The organism is Pseudomonas sp. PHC1 (assembly GCF_046487845.1).
GTDB lineage: Bacteria > Pseudomonadota > Gammaproteobacteria > Pseudomonadales > Pseudomonadaceae > Aquipseudomonas > Aquipseudomonas sputi.
The window spans coordinates 55,128-74,170 of record NZ_JBJXHJ010000006.1 but is presented as its reverse complement, the minus strand read 5'-3'; the positions used below and the strand labels follow the sequence as shown (position 1 = coordinate 74,170).

Genomic DNA, 19,043 nt, shown 5'->3' with positions numbered 1-19,043 from the left:
GATGGGTTTTTTTATGAGTCGTGTTTTGAAGGAAACGAATATGAAAACTCTAAAGCTGTTGGCGTTCACCGCTGTCATGGCGATGTCCTTGAATGTGTTGGCCGAAGGCGGTGGCGACAGAACGTTCGACCGGGCGCTCAGCGCCAGCACCAAAGCCATGGAGCAGTACGCGGCCAGTCAGGGCAAAGCGGCGCCGGTGGTCAAGGAATACGAGTATGGAATGAAGCTGGATGTGAAGAAGGTGGTGAGTGTTGTCCGGCCGAAAAATGAATGCGCGGTCGTGCCGGCTGCAATGACTTATGAAGACTCGAAGGGCGAGCTCAATACGGTCATTTACAACGTAATGGGCAATTGTCGTCAGCAGGGTGGCTGACGCTCATTCCGGCTGAAGCGCCCGGTTCATGTTCAGTGAGTCGGGCTTTTTTTCATCCATAAAAAAGGCGTCCCGAAGGACGCCAAAGATTCACCTCTTACCAAAGGAGCAAGGAGCTTCTAAAGGTGAATGAGCATTGCTCGTGAAACTCAGAGAATCGCCAGCGGGTATTCGACGATTACCCGCACTTCATCCAGATCCGACTCGAATGCGGTGGCCCGGGTCGTGGCCTGGCGCAGACGCAGCGACAGGTCTTTCATCGAACCGCTTTGCACCACGTATTTGACTTCGATATCACGCTCCCAGCGCTTTTGGTCGGTCAGCGGATTGCCGTCGGCATCGCGGCGCATGTATACGGCGTTGGCGTTGGAGTAATCGGCGTCGGTGCCGCGTGCGTAACGGGTCATGAACGACAGGCCTGGCACGCCATAGGGGGTCATGTCGAGGTCGTAGCGCGCCATCCACGAACGCTCTTTCGGCGAGTTGAAGTCGCTGTACTGGATCGAGTTGTCGAGGAAGATCGAGTCGGACTGGCGCAGATAATCGAAGTCGTCATTGCCGTTGTTGCGCTGGTGGGAGAGGGCGACGGAGTGGGCGCCGAGCTTCACGCCAACGCGGCCGCTCCAGATGTTGTTGTCGAACTCGCCGAGCAACCGTTTACCTTCGTCGACCGCCTTGTAGTAATTCAGGCCGCCGAACAGCGACAGGTCATCCGACAGCGGATACGTCCAGGCGGTGCCGGCGTAATACTGGTTCCAGGCATCTTTGAGGCGGCTGGAGTACAGGCTGAAACTGAGGTTTTTGTTCAGCGCGTAATCGCCGCCGCCGTAAGCGATCCACGGCGAGTTGACCGGGCCGGCATAGAAGGTCGCGAAGTTCTCGCGCAGGTCGCTGTACACCGGTTGGCTCATCGCATGCAACCGCCCGCCCTGAATCGACAGACCTTCGATGCTGGTGTTGGACGCCGTCACACCGCGAAAGCTTTCCGGCAGCAATCGCGAATCGCCCGCCGCGACCACCGGGTTGGCCGGGAACACATCGCCGACCTTCACCACGGTATCGAAAGCGCGCACTTTGGCGGCGCCACCGACCTTGGTGTATTCGTCCCGCGCTTTACCGTCGCTGTTGACCGGCAGTACATCGAACGAACTGCGGCCACCGTTGCGGCCGTCGCCGGTGTCGAGCTTCAGGCCGATCATCGCAAACGCATCCACCCCGACCCCGACGGTGCCCTGGGTGAAGCCGGATTCGAACTTGCCGATGATGCCGTGGGCCCAGGCTTCGGAATATCCATTGCCGGTGGGGCTGGACTGGCCGTCGCGGTGGTCACGGTTGAAGTAAAGGTTACGGTTGAGCACCGTCAGGCTGCTGCCTTCGATAAACCCTTCGGGTTTTTCTTCTGCAAACACCGTGGACGGCCCGGCACCGACAACCACTGCCAGAGCGGCCATCGATATTTTTGTGTTGTTAACCATCAATCACTCCTTGGGTTCGGCAGAACGGGAACGTGCGTCGGCGTGGGTTTTATTGTTCGACGGGCAAGGGCCCGCCGGCATGGTCGCCGGATGACATCGTTGCAGGCTGCGGATAACGCGGAGGTGATGGGGGAATTACAATTTTGTTAGATCCCGGAAGTCAGGTCAGTGCCGCAAGGTGGTCGATCGTTTGTGGAAAACGCTCGACCAGTCGAATGAGTGTCGTCGCTTGGGCATTTGGCGTTGCTCGACCTTGTTCCCAGTTTTCGAGGGTTCGAGTGTTGGTTCGCAGGTACATGGCGAAAACTGACCGGGAGAGGTTGAGTTGCTGGCGGATCGCAACAACTTCCTCGGCAGTGATCGGCAATAGTTTGGGTAACTGGACTTTGTGGGTGCGAAGGGTGACCTTGCCTTGGCGCTCGTCGGCCAAAGCCTCAAGGCCCTCCATCAGTTCGGAAAAAATGTCACGTTTCATATTTGGGTTCTCGTGTTGATTTCTGTATCCAGCGCCTGTTTGAAGACTCTTTTCTGGGAAGGCAACAGATCGTCTTGCTCGTTTTTGCTGTACACGGTGAACAACCAGAACTGGTCGAAACCAGACCACCAGTAATAAAACACTCGTAATCCGCTGCGCTTGCCCTTACCGCGTCGTTGGTCGCAGAAGCGAATTTTACGCAGCCCGCCCGTGCCTTCGATGAGATCGCCCGCTTCAGGATTTTTCAGCAGCTCCAACTGAAAGCTGCGGAACAGATCATCATCCAAGTAGTCGTCCCGGTGCTTCTGGAACGCGGGTAATTCGATAAAAAGAGCATCCATGTTCTGTACGTTACCTGCGTATAGTTTTGTCCCGATGATCGAATTGGTCAAGGCCTCCAGGCCATCCTTTTCGCCCCCTTTTCAACGGTAGTCACCAATAGTAAAAACACCTGTAGGACGAGTCGGCCACTGTGGTGGGAACGTTCGACTGTTTAGGGAAGAGCCTTGCGATTGACGCGCCGGAACAATCCGCAGCACTATCTGCCCATGACTGCCCAACTTCAAAAGACCATGATGTGCTCCTCTATGACCGCTTCCGGCGGGCCATAAGGTCATGCATGTCTGGTCAATGACGTGTAACCCAAAGCCCCGCCAGAAATGGACGGGGCTTTTTCATTGCCCGTCCGCACATGGCTCAAGGAGAGAGAAATGTTCGAAATGAAAAGAGCCAACCCGGACGATGCCGGAATAGCGTTCGAGATTCGGCGACTGGCGATCCGGCATCAATGCATCGGTGCCTACAGCGAGCAGCAAATGCTCGACTGGACAAAGGGCTCGGCGGCAGACGGTTATGACACGCTCATGCAAAAGCATTTCTATCTGAGTTGCGTTGAGGGTGAGCCCGTGGCAACCGGCATGCTCGATCTGGAGCACTGCGAGATCGGCGCAATCTTCATTCATCCGGATTTCATGCAGCGCGGGCTGGGTAAGCGAGTGCTGCAGTTTCTGGAAGCGCTGGCACAGGATCTGGGACTGGCAGAGGTTTGTCTGGATGCGACGTTGAATGCCGCTGACTTTTATCGGCGTTGCGGTTACGTCGGAGAGGGGAGTGCGATCTATCAATCGCCTTCAGGTCTGCAACTGGTGTGCGTGCCGATGGTGAAAAAATTAAAGACGGTCTAGACGCAAAAACGGCACCCGAAGGTGCCGTTTCTGTTTGTAGCCAACTATCGCTGAGCGATCAGCCCGCCAGGCCCGATTGCTGAACCAGGGTCAGCAACGGCTGCGGGTAAACACCCAGGAAGAACGCAACCACAGCGATCGCCAGCAGCATCACGCCGCCTGCTTTCTGTTCCCAGTGCAGTTGGGCGTCGTGGCGGCGCAGGTTGGGTTCGATCAGGTACAGGGTGACCATCACGCGCAGGTAGTAGAACACGCCGATGGCGCTGCCCAGAACCAGCGAACCGACCAGCCACCATTGGTGCGACTCGACACCGGTGGCGATGATGTAGAACTTGCCGATGAAGCCTGCAGTCAGCGGGATACCGGCCAGGGACAGCATCATCACGGTCAGGACGGCGGTCAGGTACGGACGGCGCCAGAACAGGCCGCGGTACTCGTACAGCGCGTCTGCGTCACGGCCGTTGTACGGCGAGGACATCAGGGTGATCACGCCGAAGGCGCCGAGGCTGGTGATCACGTAGGTGACCAGGTACACGCCGATGGCTTCCACCGCCAGACCCTTGCTCGCCACCAGTGCGATCAGCAGGTAGCCGAAGTGCGCGATGGACGAGTAACCGAGCAGACGCTTGAGGTTGCTCTGGGTCAGGGCCAGCAGGTTACCGAACAGGATCGAGGCGATGGCGATGATGGTCAGCACGTTGCTCAGTACGCCACTGCTGGCGGCAGGGGAGATCTGGAACAGACGAACCATCACGGCGAACACGGCCACTTTCGAAGCGGTGGCGAGGAACGCGGCCACCGGTGCCGGAGCACCTTCGTACACGTCCGGCGTCCACAGGTGGAACGGTACCAGCGACAGCTTGAACGCCAGACCGATCAGCATCATGCCCAGGCCCAGTTGCGCCAGCGAGCTTGGCAGGCCGGTCGCGGCCAGGGCCTGACCGATGCCGACGAAGCTCAGCGAGCCCGAGTCGGCGTACAGCAGCGCCATACCGAACAGCAGGAACGCGGAACCGGCGGCCGACAGCACCATGTACTTGATGCCGGCTTCCAGCGAACGCTTGTTGAAGAAGGCGTAGGCCACCAGACCGTAGACCGGCACCGACAGCAGTTCCAGACCGATGAACAAGCCGGCCAGGTGCTGCGCGCTGACCAGAACCAGGCCGCCGGCGGCGGCCATCAGGATCAGCAGGTACAGTTCTTCACGGTTGCCCGGGTAACCCGAACCGCCGTCGCCGAGGTAGGCGTGGGCGAGGGTTACACAGGCGAGGGTGGCGACCAGGATCAGCGCCATGTACAGGCAGGCAAAGGTGTCGATCTGCAGCAACGGGGTCACGGCCAGAGGCGCGACTTTCAGGGCTGGCAGGATCGACAGCAAGGCCAGGTTCAGACCCGCCACCGAAATCAGGAAGGTCTGCGAGTGGTTGCGGCGCCAGGCGATTGCCAGCATCACCACGATAATGGTGAGGCTGGTGATCAACAGTGGCGCTAGCGCAATAAAGTGTTGAATCGTGAATTCCATAGCGCTCTTACCGGGCCGAAGCGAGTTGAGTGAAGGCGGTGCCGAGCCACTGCTGCACGCCATGCATCGTGGCGGCGGAAGTGTCGAGGAACGGTTGCGGGTAGACGCCGAGGTAAATCAGCAGTACCGCAAGGCCCAGCACCATGATCAGTTCGCGACCGTCCATGCCGTGCAGGATCGAATCCGATTTCGACGGACCGAAGTAAGCGCGGTGGATCATGATCAGCGAGTAGACCGAACCGAACACCAGACCGGAGGTGGCAATCGCGGTGATCCATGGTGCACTGGCGAACGTACCGATCAGGATCAGGAACTCGCCGACGAAGTTACCGGTGCCCGGCAGACCCAGGGAGGCGGCTGCGAAGAACAGGCTGATCGCCGGCAGGTAAGCGATACGCGACCACAGACCGCCCATCTCACGCATGTCACGAGTATGCAGGCGCTCGTAAAGCTGACCGCTGAGGATAAACAGTGCCGCGGCCGACAGACCGTGCGCCAGCATCTGGATCACTGCACCTTGCAGGGCCAGTTGGCTGCCGGAGTAGATGCCGATCAGTACGAAGCCCATGTGGGAAACGGACGAGAAGGCGATCAGACGTTTGATGTCGGTTTGTGCGAACGCCAGGAATGCTCCGTAGAAAATCCCGATCAGACCGAGGGTCATGGCGATCGGCGCGAACTCGGCCGAGGCGTTCGGGAACAGCGGCAGGGCGAAACGCAGCAGACCGTAGGCCGCGGTTTTCAGCAAGATACCGGCGAGGTCGACGGAACCGGCAGTCGGCGCCTGGGCGTGAGCGTCAGGCAGCCAGGAGTGGAACGGAACCACTGGCAGCTTGACCGCGAAGGCGATGAAGAAGCCGAGCATCAGGATGTACTCGGTGGTCATCGACATCTTGGTCTTCAACAGATCGGCGTAGTTGAAGGTGATTACGCCGGTGCTGTTGTAGTTGACCAGGACCAGACCGAGGATCGCCACCAGCATGATCAGGCCGGAAGCCTGAGTGAAGATGAAGAACTTGGTCGCGGCGTAGATCCGGGTTTTCTTGCCGTCCGAAGAACTGTGACCCCAGAGCGCGATGAGGAAGTACATCGGCACCAGCATCATTTCCCAGAAGAAGAAGAACATGAACAGGTCGAGGGCGAGGAACACGCCGACAACGCCGCCCAGGATCCACATCAGGTTCAGGTGGAAGAAGCCAACGTGACGTTGAATCTCTTTCCACGAGCAGAGTACCGACAGAATACCCAGCAGACCGGTCAGCAGGATCATCAGCAGCGACAGGCCGTCGAGGGCCAGGTGCACGTTGATGCCGAAGCGCTGGATCCAGACGTGCTTGAACTCAAGCGCCCAGGTCGGATCGGCGCCAGGCGCCGGTGCAAATGAATAGTCACCGTGGGCCCACAGCCAGAGGCCGAGGGCGAGTTCCAGGGTCATGGTCAACAGCGCAATCCAGCGGGGGAGGGTAGCGCCGAAGCGCTCACCCATCCAGCACAGCAGGCCGCCGATGAAGGGGATCAGGATTAGCCAAGGCAGAATCATGACGGGCTCGTTTCCTTTCGCAAATTCGCAAGGTTCATATCAGACCGCTACCAGCACGACAGCGCCGATGACCAACACGGCACCAGCAGCCATCGAGGCGGCGTACCAACGCAATTGACCGGTTTCGGTACGGCTCAGGGCGGTGTGACCCCCCTTGGCCATGCGCGGGATCAGACCGATGGTCTGGTCGAGCGGGTCTTTGCGCAGCATGTGGCTGATCGCAAGGTACGGCTTGACGAACAGTTTGTCGTAGATCCAGTCGAAGCCCCAGGCAGCGAACCACCAGGCCGAAAGGAGACGGCCGATGCCGCTGTTGGCGATCGCGGTCACGAAGCGACGCTTGCCGAGGAACAGCAGGGCCGCCAGCAGGATACCGGCCAGGGCGATGGCGCCCGAGGCGATTTCCAGACTGTGCTTGGCTTCGCCACCGGCATGGCCAACGCTCTCAGGCAGTACGCCGTGCAGCGGTGGAACGATCATGGCGCCGACGAAAGTCGACAGCACGATCAGCACCGACAGCGGCAGCCAGTGAGCGATGCCGTGACCGGCATGGGCTTCGGTCTTGGCTTCACCGTGGAACGCGATGAAGATCAGGCGGAAGGTGTACAGCGACGTCATGAATGCACCGACCAGACCTGCGTACAGCAGACCGTGGTTGCCGCTGGCGAACGCTTCCCAGAGGATTTCGTCCTTGGAGTAGAAACCGGCGGTCACCAGCGGCAGGGCGGCCAGAGCGGCACCACCGACGATGAAGCTGGCGTAGGCCAGCGGCAGTTTCTTCCACAGGCCGCCCATCTTGAAAATGTTCTGCTCGTGGTGGCAGGCAACGATCACCGCACCGGAAGCAAGGAACAGCAGGGCCTTGAAGAAGGCGTGGGTCATCAGGTGGAAGATCGCGCCTTCCCAGGCGCCAACGCCCAGCGCCAGGAACATGTAGCCGATCTGGCTCATGGTCGAGTAGGCGAGGATACGTTTGATGTCGGTTTGCACCAGCGCGGCGAAACCGGCCAGCACCAGGGTCACACCACCGACGATGCCGACCAGGTGCAGGATATCCGGCGCCAGGGCGAACAGACCGTGGGTACGGGCAATCAGGTAAACACCAGCAGTCACCATCGTTGCGGCGTGGATCAGTGCCGAAACCGGGGTAGGACCGGCCATTGCGTCCGCCAGCCAGGTCTGCAGCGGCAGTTGCGCCGATTTACCGACCGCACCACCCAGCAGCATCAGGGTGGCCAGCACGATCCAGAAATCGCCGACCTTGAAGTGCTCAGGCGCCTTCACCAGCAGTTCCTGGACGTTCAGCGTGCCCAGTTGCTGGAACAGGATGAACAGGCCGATCGCCATGAACACGTCGCCGATGCGGGTGACGATGAAGGCTTTGAGTGCGGCGTTACCGTTGTTGCGGTTGCTGTAGTAGAAACCGATCAACAGGTATGAGCACAGGCCCACGCCTTCCCAACCGAAGTAGATGAACAGCAGGTTATCGCCCAGGATCAGGAACAGCATGCTGGCGATAAACAGGTTGGTGTACGAGAAGAAGCGCGAGTAACCGGCTTCGCCACGCATGTACCAGGAGGCAAACAGGTGGATCAGGAAGCCTACGCCAACCACCACACCGAGCATGGTCACGGACAGACCATCCAGGTACAGCGCGAAGTTGGGCTGGAAACCTTCCACCGACATCCAGCGCCACAGCACCTGGGTGTAGACGCCACCTTCCGGTGGCGCGACGTTGAACTGCCAGATCACGTAGGTCGCGACGATGGCAGACAGGCCGATGGAGCCGACACCGATCAGCGCCGACAGGTTTTCCGAGAAGCGGCCGCGGGAGAACGACAGCAACAGGAACCCGATCAGAGGGAATACGAAAGTCAGAAAGAGTAGGTTCATCCGCGCATCTCACTGGCAGCGTCGATATCGAGCGTGTGGAAGCGGCGATACAGTTGCAGCAGGATCGCCAGGCCAATACTGGCTTCGGCGGCTGCAAGGCTGATCACCAGAATGAACATGATCTGTCCATCCGGTTGCGCCCAGCGGGCGCCCGCAACGATGAAGGCCAGGGCAGAGGCGTTCATCATCACTTCCAGACTCATCAACACGAACAAAATGTTGCGGCGGACCATCAGGCCGACCAGACCAAGGCAGAACAGGATGCCGGCGACGGCCAATCCATGTTCGAGAGGGATAGCAGGCATGTCTTACTCCTTCGCCTCGTTACGGCCCAAATGGAACGCCGTGACGGCTGCGGCGAGCAGCAGCATCGAGGCGAGTTCGACCACCAGCAGATACGGACCGAACAGGCTGATGCCCACGGCTTTTGCATCGACGGTGGTGTGGCCGATGGCCTGACCGCTCTGGTGAGCGAACAGCACATACAGCAGTTCGGCCAGCAGCAGGGCGGCGAGAATCACCGGCCCCGCCCAGATGCCGGGCTTGAGCCAGCTGCGTTCCTGCTGAACCGAGGCGGGACCCAGGTTCAGCATCATCACCACAAACACGAACAGCACCATGATGGCGCCAGCGTAGGCGATCACTTCCAGCACGCCGGCGAACGGCGCGCCGAGTGCGAAGAAGGTCATGGCCACGGCGATCAACGAAATGATCAGGTAGAGCAGGGCGTGCACAGGATTGGTGTTGGTGACCACACGCAGTGTGGACACAACAGCGATACCCGATGCGAAATAGAAAGCGAATTCCATCGTTCTTCCTTAAGGCAGCAAGCTCTTCACGTTGATCGGCTCGGCTTCGTTTTGTGCGGCGCCTTTCGGCTTGCCCGCAACGGCCATACCTGCAACACGATAGAAGTTGTAATCAGGGTTTTTGCCGGGGCCGGAGATCAAAAGATCTTCTTTCTCGTACACCAGGTCCTGACGTTTGAACTCGGCCATCTCGAAATCCGGCGTCAGCTGGATCGCGGTGGTCGGGCAGGCTTCCTCGCAGAGACCGCAGAAAATGCAGCGCGAGAAGTTGATACGGAAGAAGTCCGGGTACCAGCGACCGTCTTCGGTTTCAGCTTTCTGCAGCGAGATGCAACCCACCGGGCACGCCACGGCGCACAGGTTGCAGGCTACGCAGCGTTCTTCGCCATCGGGGTCGCGGGTCAGGACGATACGGCCACGGTAGCGTGGCGGCAGGTAGACCGGCTCTTCCGGGTATTGCAGGGTGTCGCGCTTGCGAAAGCCATGACCGAAGATCATGACCAGGCTGCGCAACTGGGTACCGGTACCCTTAATGATGTCGCCAATATATTTGAACATGGGTCAAATCCTCACTGAACCGCAACTGCAGGCGTGTTCCACAACACGATTGCAGCGGTCACCAGCAAATTGATCAGGGTCAGTGGCAGGCAGAATTTCCAGCTGAAATCCATCACCTGGTCATAGCGCGGACGCGGGATGGAAGCGCGCAGCAGGATGAACAGCATGATGAAGAACGCGGTTTTCAGTGCGAACCAGACGAAGGACAGTTGCGGCAGGATGCCGAACGGACCGTGCCAGCCACCGAAGAACAGGGTGACCAGCAACGCCGAGATCAGGATGATGCCGATGTATTCACCGACGAAGAACATGCCCCATTTCATACCGGCGTATTCAATGTGGTAGCCGTCGGCCAGTTCCTGTTCCGCTTCCGGCTGGTCGAACGGGTGACGGTGAGTCACGGCCACGCCAGCGATGAAGAAGGTACAGAAGCCGAAGAACTGCGGAATGATGAACCACAGGTTCTGCGCCTGGTACTCGACGATGTCGCGCATGTTGAACGAGCCGACCTGCACCACGATGCCCATCAGGGCCAGGCCCATGAACACTTCGTAGGACACGGTCTGCGCCGAGGCACGCAAGCTGCCGAGCAGGGCGAACTTGTTGTTACTGGACCAGCCGGCGAACAGCACCGCGTAGACCGACAGACCGGCCATGGCGAAGAAGAACAGCAGGCCGATGTTCAGATCCGCCACGCCCCAGGTCGGGGTGATCGGGATGATCGCGAACGCGATCAGCAGGGCGGACATGGCCACCACCGGTGCCAGGGTGAAGATCACCTTGTCGGCAAACGGCGGAGTCCAGTCTTCCTTGAAGAACATCTTCAGCATGTCGGCGGCGATCTGGAACATGCCGAACGGGCCGACGCGGTTCGGACCGTAACGGTCCTGCCACCAGCCCAGCAGGCGACGCTCGACAAAGCTGAGCAACGCGCCTGCGACCACCACGGCCAGCAGGATCACGATGGCCTTGATGACCGTCAGGATCACATCGATCACTTCAGGGGTGAACCAGGTCATTGCGCTGCCTCCTGCAGACCATCAACGGTTTGGCCGAAAATCGCCGGCGGAATGCCTGCCAGACCGGCCGGCAGTGCAACCAGGCCAGCGCCCAGCTCTTCATTGATGCGCAGCGGCAGACGCAGGGTCTGGCCGGCAACGTTGAGGCTCAGCAGTGCGCCGTCGTTGACGCCCAGGCGATCCGCTTCGGACTTGGCCAGTGCAACGTAGGCGGCCGGGATACGTTCCTGGACCGGTGCGGCTTTCGACGAGTTCTCGTCGCTGCCGAACAGGTGGTAGAACGGCACGGCTTGCCAGGTGCCCTGGGCCGGGTTGAACGCGCGCGGAACACTGGCGAACCAGTTCAGCGAATCACCAGTGCTTTCGATCAGGCGGGTGCCCGGATCGCCAGCGCGCAGGTGACCACCGACTTCGTCCTGGAACTTGTTCCAGGCTTGCGGCGAGTTCCAGCCCGGTGACCAGGCGAACGGCACCTGCTGACGCGGTTCGGCAGAGCCCGAGTAACCTTCCATCGAGAAGGCGAACGCGGTGTCCTTGTCTTGCGGGGTGCGTGGTTCGTGAACGCTGATGTCGGCGCGCATTGCGGTGCGACCGGAATAACGCAGCGGCTCACGGGCCAGTTTCAGACCCTTGATGCGGAACGAGGCGGACGGCGCGGCGTCGACGATACGGGCCAGTTGCGGGGTGCTCGAAGCAACCGCAGCGGTCACGTGGTCGAGTTGCGTCCAGTCGATCGGCTGGTTCAGCAGGGTGGCGCGCAGGGCATGCAGCCAGCGCCAGCCTTCGTGGACCAGAATGCTCGCGTCCATGTATTGCGGGTCGAAAACCTGGAAGAAGCGCTGGGCGCGACCTTCCTGGCTGACCAGGGTACCGTCGCCTTCAGCGAAGCTGGCGGCTGGCAGCACCAGATGCGCGCGGTCGCTGGTGGCGGTCTTCTGATGATCGGCAACGATCACCACTTGCGCAGCGTTCAGTGCCGCATCGACCTTGGCCTTGGCGGTGCGGGTGTACAGATCGTTTTCCAGCACGACGATGGCGTCGGCCTTGCCGTCAATCACTGCTTGCAGCGCAGCGTCGACCGATTCGCCACCGAGCATGGCCAGACCGAGGCTGTTGGCTTCCGGCACGATCAGGCTGATCGAACCGTTCTTCTCGCGCAGCTTCAGGGCCTTGGCGATGTTCGCAGCGGCTTCGATCAAGGCTTTGGAACCCAGCGAAGTACCGGCGATGATCAGCGGACGCTTGGCTTTGATCAGGGCGTCGGCGATACGCTTGGCCAGTTCCAGGGCTTCGGCGTCCAGACCTTCTACGGCGGGTGCGCTGGCGTCCAGGGCGTGAGCCACGGCGAAACCGATGCGCGCCAGGTCGTCGGGAGCGGCGTGTACGCATTCTTCGGCGATGTCGTCGAGCTTGGTTTCAGCCAGGCTGGCGATGAACAGCGGGTTCAGTTCGTGCTGACCGATGTTCTTCACCGCCGCGTCGAGCCAAGGCTGGACGCGCATGGCTTCGGCCATGTCTTCGGCCTTGCCTTTGACCGACTGACGCAGGGCCAGGGCCATGCGGGCGGCGGTCTGGGTCAGGTCTTCACCGAGGACGAACACGGCGTCGTGGTCTTCGATGTCACGCATGTTCGGCACGGGCAACGGGCTGTCTTTCAGCACTTGCAGGACCAGACGGATGCGTTCCAGCTCGGAGGCTTCGATACCGGAGTAGAAGTGCTCGGCGCCTACCAGTTCACGCAACGCGTAGTTGCTTTCGAGGCTGGCACGCGGCGAACCGATACCGACGATGTTGCGACCGCGCAGCAGGTCGGCGGCTTTGTCCAGCGCAGCATCCAGGCCAAGCCTGGTGCCGTCGGCCAGCAGCGGCTGACGTGGACGGTCGGTGCGGTTGACGTAGCCATAACCGAAACGGCCACGGTCGCACAGGAAGTACTGGTTCACCGAACCGTTGTAACGGTTTTCGATGCGACGCAGTTCGCCGTAACGCTCGCCCGGGGAAATGTTGCAACCGCTCGAGCAGCCATGGCAGATGCTCGGCGAGAACTGCATGTCCCACTTGCGGTTGTAGCGCTCAGAGTGAGTCTTGTCGGTGAACACACCGGTCGGGCAGACCTCGGTGAGGTTGCCGGAGAACTCGCTTTCGAGGGTGCCGTCTTCAACGCGACCGAAGTATACGTTGTCGTGGGCGCCGAATACACCGAGGTCGGTGCCGCCAGCGTAATCCTTGTAGAAACGCACGCAGCGGTAGCAGGCGATGCAGCGGTTCATCTCGTGGGAAATGAACGGGCCCAGTTGCTGGTTCTGGTGGGTGCGTTTGGTGAAGCGATAACGGCGCTCGTTGTGGCCGGTCATCACGGTCATGTCTTGCAGGTGGCAGTGACCGCCTTCCTCGCACACAGGGCAGTCGTGCGGGTGGTTGGTCATCAGCCATTCGACGACACTGGCGCGGAACGCCTTGGATTCTTCATCGTCGATGGAGATCCAGGTGTTGTCGGTGGCAGGGGTCATGCAGGACATGACGATGCGACCACGGGTGTCGTTCTCGTCGGTGTACTGCTTGACCGCGCACTGGCGGCAGGCCCCGACGCTACCAAGCGCGGGGTGCCAGCAGAAATAAGGGATGTCGAGGCCCAGCGACAGACATGCCTGTAACAGGTTGTCTGCCCCGTCGACTTCGAGCGCTTTGCCGTCTACGTGGATAGTGGCCATGGTTCAAAGGTCTTCGTTGGCCCGGTGTCAGCGGGCGTGGCTAATGGAATCTTGTTATCCGTCCGAATCCAGTCAGCCCCGAAAGGCGTCATCGGACGAAAGGCGAAGGGCACGGACCCTTCGCCTTTTCTAAGCGTTTACGCGCCGACTGTGATCGGCTTCGCCAGAGGCGGGACGGCGGCGCTTGCGGGCGCGATACCGGCTTCGAACTCTGGACGGAAGTATTTGATGGCACTGCCCAACGGTTCCACGGCACCCGGTGCGTGAGCACAGAAGGTCTTGCCCGGGCCGAGGAAGTTGACCAGGCCCAGCAGGGTCTCGATGTCACCCGGCTGGCCGCGGCCTTGTTCGATGGCCATCAGCAGCTTGACGCTCCATGGCAGGCCATCACGGCAAGGGGTGCAGAAACCACAGGATTCGCGGGCGAAGAACTGCTCCATGTTGCGCAGCAGGGACACCATGTTGACGCTGTCGTCCACCGCCATGGCCAGGCCGGTACCCATACGGGTGCCCACCTTGGCGATGCCGCCGGCGTACATTTGTGCATCGAGGTGTTCCGGCAACAGGAAACCGGTACCGGCGCCACCTGGCTGCCAGGCCTTGAGCTTGTAACCGTCGCGCATGCCGCCGGCGTAGTCTTCGAACAGCTCGCGACCGGTCACGCCGAATGGCAGTTCCCACAGGCCAGGGTTCTTGACCTTGCCGGAGAAGCCCATGAGCTTGGTGCCCATGTCTTCGCTGCCGTCGCGGGCCAACGATTTGTACCAGTCCACGCCGTCGGCAATGATCGCCGGCACGTTGCACAGGGTTTCAACGTTGTTCACGCAGGTCGGTTTGCCCCACACGCCAACGGCGGCAGGGAAGGGTGGCTTGGAGCGCGGGTTGGCGCGGCGACCTTCGAGGGAGTTGATCAGTGCGGTTTCTTCACCGCAGATGTAACGCCCGGCGCCGGTGTGGACGAACAGCTCGAAATCGAAGCCGCTGCCCAGGATGTTCTTGCCCAGCAGGCCCGCTGCCTTGGCTTCTTCCACGGCACGGTTCAGGTGCTTGGCGGCGGTGGTGTACTCGCCACGCAGGAAGATGTAGCCCCGGTAGGTTTTCAGCGCGCGGGCGCTGATCAGCATGCCTTCGATCAGCAGATGGGGCAGTTGCTCCATCAGCATGCGGTCTTTCCAGGTGTTCGGCTCCATTTCATCCGCGTTGCACAGCAGGTAGCGGATGTTGATGGATTCGTCCTTTGGCATCAGGCCCCACTTCACGCCAGTGGGGAAGCCTGCACCGCCGCGACCCTTGAGGCCGGCGTCTTTCACGGTCTGGACGATGGCGTCCTGATCCATGTCGGCGAAGGCTTTGCGCGCAGCAGCGTAACCGTTCTTGGCCTGGTACTCGTCGAGCCACACGGCTTCGCCGTCGTCACGCAGGCGCCAGGTCAGTGGGTGAGTCTCGGCCGAACGCTGGATGCGGTTGGCGGGACCGAAAGAAGTCAGGGTCATACGTAGCCCTCGAGCAGTTTGGCGACGCCGGCAGGCTGGACATCGCCAAAGGTGTCGTCATCGATCATCAGCGCCGGTGCCTTGTCGCAATTGCCGAGGCAGCAGACCGGCAGCAGGGTGAAGCGACCGTCGGCAGTGGTCTGACCCAGGCCGATACCCAGGTTGTTCTGGATTTCGCTGACGACCGACTCGTGGCCGCCGATGTAGCAGACCATGCTGTCGCAGACGCGAATGATGTGACGGCCGACCGGCTGACGGAAGATCTGGCTGTAGAACGTGGCCACGCCTTCAACATCGCTGGCCGGGATGCCGAGGATTTCGCCGATGGCGTACAGCGCGCCGTCCGGCACCCAGCCACGTTCCTTCTGGACGATCTTCAGGGCTTCGATCGACGCCGCGCGCGGGTCTTCGTAGTGATGCAGCTCATGCTCGATGGCCGAGCGCTCGGTTTCACTCAGGGTGAAACGGTCTGTCTGGATAAGCGTGCTGTTCATGCTTAGCGGTCCACGTCGGCCATAACGAAATCGATACTACCCAGGTACGCAATCAGGTCCGCGACCATGCTGCCTTTGATCACCGAAGGGATCTGCTGCAGGTGGGCGAAGCTCGGAGTACGGATCCGGGTACGGTAGCTCATGGTGCCGCCGTCGCTCGTCAGGTAATAACTGTTGATGCCCTTGGTCGCTTCGATCATCTGGAAGGATTCGTTGGCCGGCATGACCGGGCCCCACGAAACCTGCAGGAAGTGCGTGATCAGGGTTTCGATGTGCTGCAGCGTGCGCTCTTTCGGCGGCGGCGTGGTCAGCGGGTGATCCGCCTTGTACGGGCCTTCCGGCATGTTGCGCAGGCACTGGTCGATGATTTTGACGCTCTGGCGCATCTCTTCGACGCGAACCATGCAGCGGTCGTAGGCATCGCCGTTGGCGGCCAGCGGCACTTCGAACTCGAAGTTCTCGTAGCCGGAGTATGGGCGCGCTTTACGCAGGTCGAAGTCGCAACCGGTGGAACGCAGGCCGGCACCGGTGACGCCCCATTCCAGGGCCTCTTTGGTGTTGTACTGGGCAACGCCGATGGTACGACCCTTGAGGATGCTGTTCTGCAGGGCGGCCTTGGTGTATTCGTCGAGGCGCTTTGGCAGCCATTCAACGAAGTCTTTCACCAGTTTTTCCCAGCCGCGCGGCAGGTCGTGAGCGACGCCGCCGATACGGTACCAGGCCGGGTGCAGACGGAAACCGGTGATGGCTTCGATCACCGTGTACGCCTTCTGGCGGTCGGTGAAGGTGAAGAACACCGGGGTCATCGCGCCGACGTCCTGGATGTAGGTACCCAGGAACAGCAGGTGACTGGTGATCCGGAAGAACTCGGCCATCATGATGCGGATGACGTCGACCTTCTCGGGCACCTTGATGCCGGCCAGCTTCTCGACCGAGAGCACGTACGGCAGGTTGTTCATCACGCCGCCGAGGTAGTCGATACGGTCGGTGTACGGAATGAAGCTGTGCCAGGACTGACGCTCGGCCATCTTCTCGGCGCCACGGTGGTGGTAACCGATGTCCGGAACGCAATCGACGATCTCTTCGCCGTCCAGTTGCAGGATGATGCGGAACGCACCGTGCGCCGAAGGGTGGTTCGGCCCCAGGTTGAGGAACATGTAGTCCTCGTTCGGGCCGGAACGCTTCATGCCCCAGTCTTCAGGGCGGAAGCGCGCGGCTTCTTCTTCGAGCTGTTGCTTGGCCAGGTTCAGGCTGAACGGATCGAATTCGGTGGCGCGCGCCGGGAAGTCCTTGCGCAGCGGGTGACCTTCCCAGGTCGGCGGCATCATGATGCGCGACAGGTGCGGGTGACCTTTGAAGTCGATGCCGTACATGTCCCAGACTTCACGCTCGTACCAGTTGGCGTTTGGCCAGATGCTGGTGACGGTCGGCAAGCTGAGGTCGCTCTCGGACAAGGCGACCTTGATCATCACGTCACTATTACGTTCCAGCGACATGAGGTGATAGAACACGGTGAAATCGGCACCGCCCGGCAGTCCTTGACGCTTGGTGCGCAGACGCTCGTCCACGCCGTGCAGGTCATAGAGCATGACGTACGGCTTGGGCAGGTTGCGCAGGAAGGTCAGGACTTCGACGAGTTTGGCGCGGGCCACCCACAGCACCGGCATGCCGGTGCGGGTCGGCTGAGCGGTGAACGCTTCGGCGCCAAAACGGTTGTTCAGTTCGACGACCACATCCTGGTCGTCTGCCTTATAAGGCGGGATGTACAGAGCACTGCCTGTAGTCATGGTTATTTTTTCGCTTTCGGTCAACGTAAAGAATGAAGCCAGCTTCTCGTTTCTTTGAAACAGATCTGGATCAGACTTCGTCAGGGCTGCGCAGGTTGGTGACTGCGATTCGCTGTTCGCGGCGCTGTTCCTTCTGCGAAGGCATGTCGGCGCGATAAACGCCTTGATCGCCAACGACCCAGGACAGTGGGCGACGCTCCTGGCCAATGGATTCCTGCAACAGCATCAAGCCTTGCAGAAATGCTTCCGGACGGGGCGGGCAGCCAGGTACGTAGACGTCAACGGGCAGGAACTTGTCCACCCCCTGAACCACGGAGTAGATGTCGTACATGCCGCCGGAGTTGGCGCACGAACCCATCGAGATTACCCACTTGGGCTCGAGCATCTGCTCGTACAGGCGCTGAATGATCGGCGCCATCTTGATGAAGCAGGTCCCGGCGATAACCATGAAGTCAGCCTGACGCGGTGATGCCCGGATAACTTCGGCGCCGAAGCGCGCGATGTCGTGGGGCGCCGTGAAGGCAGTGGTCATTTCCACGTAGCAGCACGACAGGCCGAAGTTGTACGGCCACAGGGAGTTCTTACGTCCCCAGTTGACCGCGCCACTCAGCACGTCTTCCAGCTTGCCCATGAAAATGTTTTTGTGGACTTGATCCTCTAACGGATCGGAAACGGTTTCCCGCTGGCCGATCGGATACTGCTCGTTAGGAGCATCGGGGTCGATTCTGGTGAGATTGTATTGCATTGCCAAAGCCTCATTGTTTCAGCTTCGCCTGCCGCTTGCGACGAGCTTCCGGAGCCCAGTCAAGGGCGCCCACTCGGAACAGGTAGACAAGACCTGCCAACAGAATTGCTATGAAAACGAGAGCTTCGACGAATCCGGTCCAGCCGCTTTCGCGGACGGACACAGACCATGCAAAGAGAAAGAGGGCTTCGATATCGAAGATCACGAACAGCATCGCGACCAGATAGAATTTGGCTGAGAGCCGCAAGCGGGCGCCACCGGTAGGTAGCATGCCGGACTCGAACGGTTCGTTTTTGCTGCGGCCCCAGGCTTTTGACCCGAGGAGGCTGGAGACGCCGAGCATGAAGGCGCACAGGCCGACTACACCCAGAAGGAAAATGGCAAAGCCCCAGTTGTGGGCCATGAGTCCTGTCGCTTCGGGCATGCTGGAAATCCTTAACAGAGAGCAAAGGTCTCTGAGCTTGATAAAGAAATAAGGCAGTGACGATATGTCGCAGCAATCAATCGCGCTGATTTTATGGCTAAACACCCTGCAAGTAAAATTCCTATAGCGAAATTATTTATTGGAATAAGGACATAGCGCACCTCGAAGGTCCCGCAGCCCATGCGTTGCGGGCATTAGCCGGGATTTCACGAATTATGTTTTGTGGGAAATGTAACGAACATAGTTATCGCTAAATGATAATTGATATCGTTTGCAGCGGTTTCGTAACTGTTTAACGGGTCGGTAGTTGGGAAGTTGTCTTATATGCGCGTTACTGCAAGTAGCGGCGGCGCCCGTTTTAGCCGATTTTTGCGATGCGGATACCGCTCTGGATCAATGTTTTGCCTGACAGGCTTTGCCAATTGCTGAGGAGTCCGGAAAGGCTCAGGCAAAAAAAAACGCCCCGAACCAGTCGGGGCGTCAGTTTTTCGGCAATGCGGTTAGCTTTCTATACGATCCGCAAAGGCCGTTCGCTCAGGCG

At 60.0% G+C, this 19,043-nt stretch carries 18 protein-coding genes; 2 read left to right on the top strand and 16 right to left on the bottom strand.

Annotated features, from left to right (window positions below; all coding sequences use genetic code 11):
• Positions 1–40: 40 nt before the first annotated feature.
• Positions 41–373, top strand: a complete 333-nt coding sequence (locus ACKJSM_RS10805; RefSeq protein ID WP_236177546.1) for a DUF2790 domain-containing protein — start codon at positions 41–43, stop codon at positions 371–373.
• Between the two features lie 149 nt (positions 374–522).
• Here ACKJSM_RS10805 and ACKJSM_RS10800 read toward each other — a convergent pair whose 3' ends face one another.
• The 3 genes from ACKJSM_RS10800 to ACKJSM_RS10790 form a co-directional block, all read right to left on the bottom strand.
• Entirely contained in the window at positions 523–1,848 is a 1,326-nt protein-coding gene (locus ACKJSM_RS10800; protein WP_410237405.1) for an OprD family porin, read from the bottom strand.
• 160 nt (positions 1,849–2,008) lie between these two features.
• Positions 2,009–2,323, bottom strand: a complete 315-nt coding sequence (locus ACKJSM_RS10795; protein ID WP_007951468.1) for a helix-turn-helix domain-containing protein — start codon at positions 2,321–2,323, stop codon at positions 2,009–2,011.
• Complete coding sequence (locus ACKJSM_RS10790) at positions 2,320–2,664, bottom strand: toxin (RefSeq protein ID WP_410237540.1); 345 nt, start codon at positions 2,662–2,664, stop codon at positions 2,320–2,322. The genes ACKJSM_RS10795 and ACKJSM_RS10790 overlap by 4 nt, the downstream gene beginning before the upstream one ends.
• 369 nt (positions 2,665–3,033) lie before the next feature.
• Between ACKJSM_RS10790 and ACKJSM_RS10785 the strand changes: the two genes are divergently transcribed.
• Entirely contained in the window at positions 3,034–3,507 is a 474-nt protein-coding gene (locus tag ACKJSM_RS10785; protein WP_410237404.1) for a GNAT family N-acetyltransferase, read from the top strand.
• 58 nt (positions 3,508–3,565) lie between these two features.
• On the opposite strand, the gene nuoN is transcribed toward ACKJSM_RS10785, so the two are convergent.
• From nuoN to ACKJSM_RS10720, 13 genes are all read right to left on the bottom strand, one after another.
• Positions 3,566–5,029, bottom strand: a complete 1,464-nt coding sequence (nuoN, locus tag ACKJSM_RS10780) for an NADH-quinone oxidoreductase subunit NuoN (protein ID WP_011334964.1) — start codon at positions 5,027–5,029, stop codon at positions 3,566–3,568.
• A 7-nt stretch (positions 5,030–5,036) separates the two neighbouring features.
• Complete coding sequence (nuoM, locus tag ACKJSM_RS10775; protein ID WP_007951464.1) at positions 5,037–6,569, bottom strand: NADH-quinone oxidoreductase subunit M; 1,533 nt, start codon at positions 6,567–6,569, stop codon at positions 5,037–5,039.
• A 39-nt stretch (positions 6,570–6,608) separates the two neighbouring features.
• Positions 6,609–8,462 carry an NADH-quinone oxidoreductase subunit L gene (gene nuoL / locus ACKJSM_RS10770; protein ID WP_236177549.1) on the bottom strand — a complete coding sequence of 618 codons (1,854 nt, stop codon included), beginning with the start codon at positions 8,460–8,462 and terminating at the stop codon, positions 6,609–6,611.
• On the bottom strand, positions 8,459–8,767 hold the full coding sequence (nuoK, locus tag ACKJSM_RS10765; RefSeq protein WP_003180046.1) for an NADH-quinone oxidoreductase subunit NuoK: 309 nt from the start codon (positions 8,765–8,767) through the stop codon (positions 8,459–8,461). Before nuoK ends, nuoL begins: the two co-directional genes overlap by 4 nt.
• A 3-nt stretch (positions 8,768–8,770) precedes the next feature.
• Entirely contained in the window at positions 8,771–9,271 is a 501-nt protein-coding gene (gene nuoJ / locus ACKJSM_RS10760; protein WP_025108991.1) for an NADH-quinone oxidoreductase subunit J, read from the bottom strand.
• 9 nt (positions 9,272–9,280) lie between these two features.
• On the bottom strand, positions 9,281–9,829 hold the full coding sequence (gene nuoI / locus ACKJSM_RS10755) for an NADH-quinone oxidoreductase subunit NuoI (RefSeq protein WP_085712394.1): 549 nt from the start codon (positions 9,827–9,829) through the stop codon (positions 9,281–9,283).
• 11 nt (positions 9,830–9,840) lie between these two features.
• The gene (gene nuoH / locus ACKJSM_RS10750; RefSeq protein WP_007951460.1) at positions 9,841–10,848 is read right to left on the bottom strand and encodes an NADH-quinone oxidoreductase subunit NuoH; all 1,008 of its coding nucleotides are present in this window, start codon (positions 10,846–10,848) and stop codon (positions 9,841–9,843) included.
• Complete coding sequence (nuoG, locus tag ACKJSM_RS10745; RefSeq protein ID WP_410237403.1) at positions 10,845–13,559, bottom strand: NADH-quinone oxidoreductase subunit NuoG; 2,715 nt, start codon at positions 13,557–13,559, stop codon at positions 10,845–10,847. The genes nuoH and nuoG overlap by 4 nt, the downstream gene beginning before the upstream one ends.
• A gap of 137 nt (positions 13,560–13,696) precedes the next feature.
• A complete protein-coding gene (gene nuoF / locus ACKJSM_RS10740) occupies positions 13,697–15,052 on the bottom strand; it encodes an NADH-quinone oxidoreductase subunit NuoF (protein ID WP_064597744.1) in 1,356 nt (451 codons plus the stop codon).
• Positions 15,049–15,546: an NADH-quinone oxidoreductase subunit NuoE gene (nuoE, locus tag ACKJSM_RS10735; protein WP_003223804.1), complete on the bottom strand. Its 498-nt coding sequence runs from the start codon at positions 15,544–15,546 to the stop codon at positions 15,049–15,051. The genes nuoF and nuoE overlap by 4 nt, the downstream gene beginning before the upstream one ends.
• Before the next feature lie 2 nt (positions 15,547–15,548).
• Complete coding sequence (nuoC, locus tag ACKJSM_RS10730; RefSeq protein WP_236177551.1) at positions 15,549–17,333, bottom strand: NADH-quinone oxidoreductase subunit C/D; 1,785 nt, start codon at positions 17,331–17,333, stop codon at positions 15,549–15,551.
• Between the two features lie 70 nt (positions 17,334–17,403).
• Positions 17,404–18,078, bottom strand: a complete 675-nt coding sequence (locus ACKJSM_RS10725; RefSeq protein ID WP_007951456.1) for a NuoB/complex I 20 kDa subunit family protein — start codon at positions 18,076–18,078, stop codon at positions 17,404–17,406.
• Between the two features lie 10 nt (positions 18,079–18,088).
• Positions 18,089–18,502 (bottom strand): NADH-quinone oxidoreductase subunit A, encoded by a 414-nt coding sequence (locus tag ACKJSM_RS10720; protein WP_003223812.1) that lies wholly within the window; start codon positions 18,500–18,502, stop codon positions 18,089–18,091.
• Positions 18,503–19,043 lie beyond the last annotated feature (541 nt).

Excerpts from the sequence above, each read along its gene's own strand:
- ACKJSM_RS10805 (WP_236177546.1), top strand. The coding sequence starts at position 41 with ATGAAAACTCTAAAGCTGTTGGCGTTCACCGCTGTCATGGCGATGTCC.
- ACKJSM_RS10800 (WP_410237405.1), bottom strand. The coding sequence starts at position 1,848 with ATGGTTAACAACACAAAAATATCGATGGCCGCTCTGGCAGTGGTTGTC.
- ACKJSM_RS10795 (WP_007951468.1), bottom strand. The coding sequence starts at position 2,323 with ATGAAACGTGACATTTTTTCCGAACTGATGGAGGGCCTTGAGGCTTTG.
- ACKJSM_RS10790 (WP_410237540.1), bottom strand. The coding sequence starts at position 2,664 with ATGGATGCTCTTTTTATCGAATTACCCGCGTTCCAGAAGCACCGGGAC.
- ACKJSM_RS10785 (WP_410237404.1), top strand. The coding sequence starts at position 3,034 with ATGTTCGAAATGAAAAGAGCCAACCCGGACGATGCCGGAATAGCGTTC.
- nuoN (WP_011334964.1), bottom strand. The coding sequence starts at position 5,029 with ATGGAATTCACGATTCAACACTTTATTGCGCTAGCGCCACTGTTGATC.
- nuoM (WP_007951464.1), bottom strand. The coding sequence starts at position 6,569 with ATGATTCTGCCTTGGCTAATCCTGATCCCCTTCATCGGCGGCCTGCTG.
- nuoL (WP_236177549.1), bottom strand. The coding sequence starts at position 8,462 with ATGAACCTACTCTTTCTGACTTTCGTATTCCCTCTGATCGGGTTCCTG.
- nuoK (WP_003180046.1), bottom strand. The coding sequence starts at position 8,767 with ATGCCTGCTATCCCTCTCGAACATGGATTGGCCGTCGCCGGCATCCTG.
- nuoJ (WP_025108991.1), bottom strand. The coding sequence starts at position 9,271 with ATGGAATTCGCTTTCTATTTCGCATCGGGTATCGCTGTTGTGTCCACA.
- nuoI (WP_085712394.1), bottom strand. The coding sequence starts at position 9,829 with ATGTTCAAATATATTGGCGACATCATTAAGGGTACCGGTACCCAGTTG.
- nuoH (WP_007951460.1), bottom strand. The coding sequence starts at position 10,848 with ATGACCTGGTTCACCCCTGAAGTGATCGATGTGATCCTGACGGTCATC.
- nuoG (WP_410237403.1), bottom strand. The coding sequence starts at position 13,559 with ATGGCCACTATCCACGTAGACGGCAAAGCGCTCGAAGTCGACGGGGCA.
- nuoF (WP_064597744.1), bottom strand. The coding sequence starts at position 15,052 with ATGACCCTGACTTCTTTCGGTCCCGCCAACCGCATCCAGCGTTCGGCC.
- nuoE (WP_003223804.1), bottom strand. The coding sequence starts at position 15,546 with ATGAACAGCACGCTTATCCAGACAGACCGTTTCACCCTGAGTGAAACC.
- nuoC (WP_236177551.1), bottom strand. The coding sequence starts at position 17,333 with ATGACTACAGGCAGTGCTCTGTACATCCCGCCTTATAAGGCAGACGAC.
- ACKJSM_RS10725 (WP_007951456.1), bottom strand. The coding sequence starts at position 18,078 with ATGCAATACAATCTCACCAGAATCGACCCCGATGCTCCTAACGAGCAG.
- ACKJSM_RS10720 (WP_003223812.1), bottom strand. The coding sequence starts at position 18,502 with ATGCCCGAAGCGACAGGACTCATGGCCCACAACTGGGGCTTTGCCATT.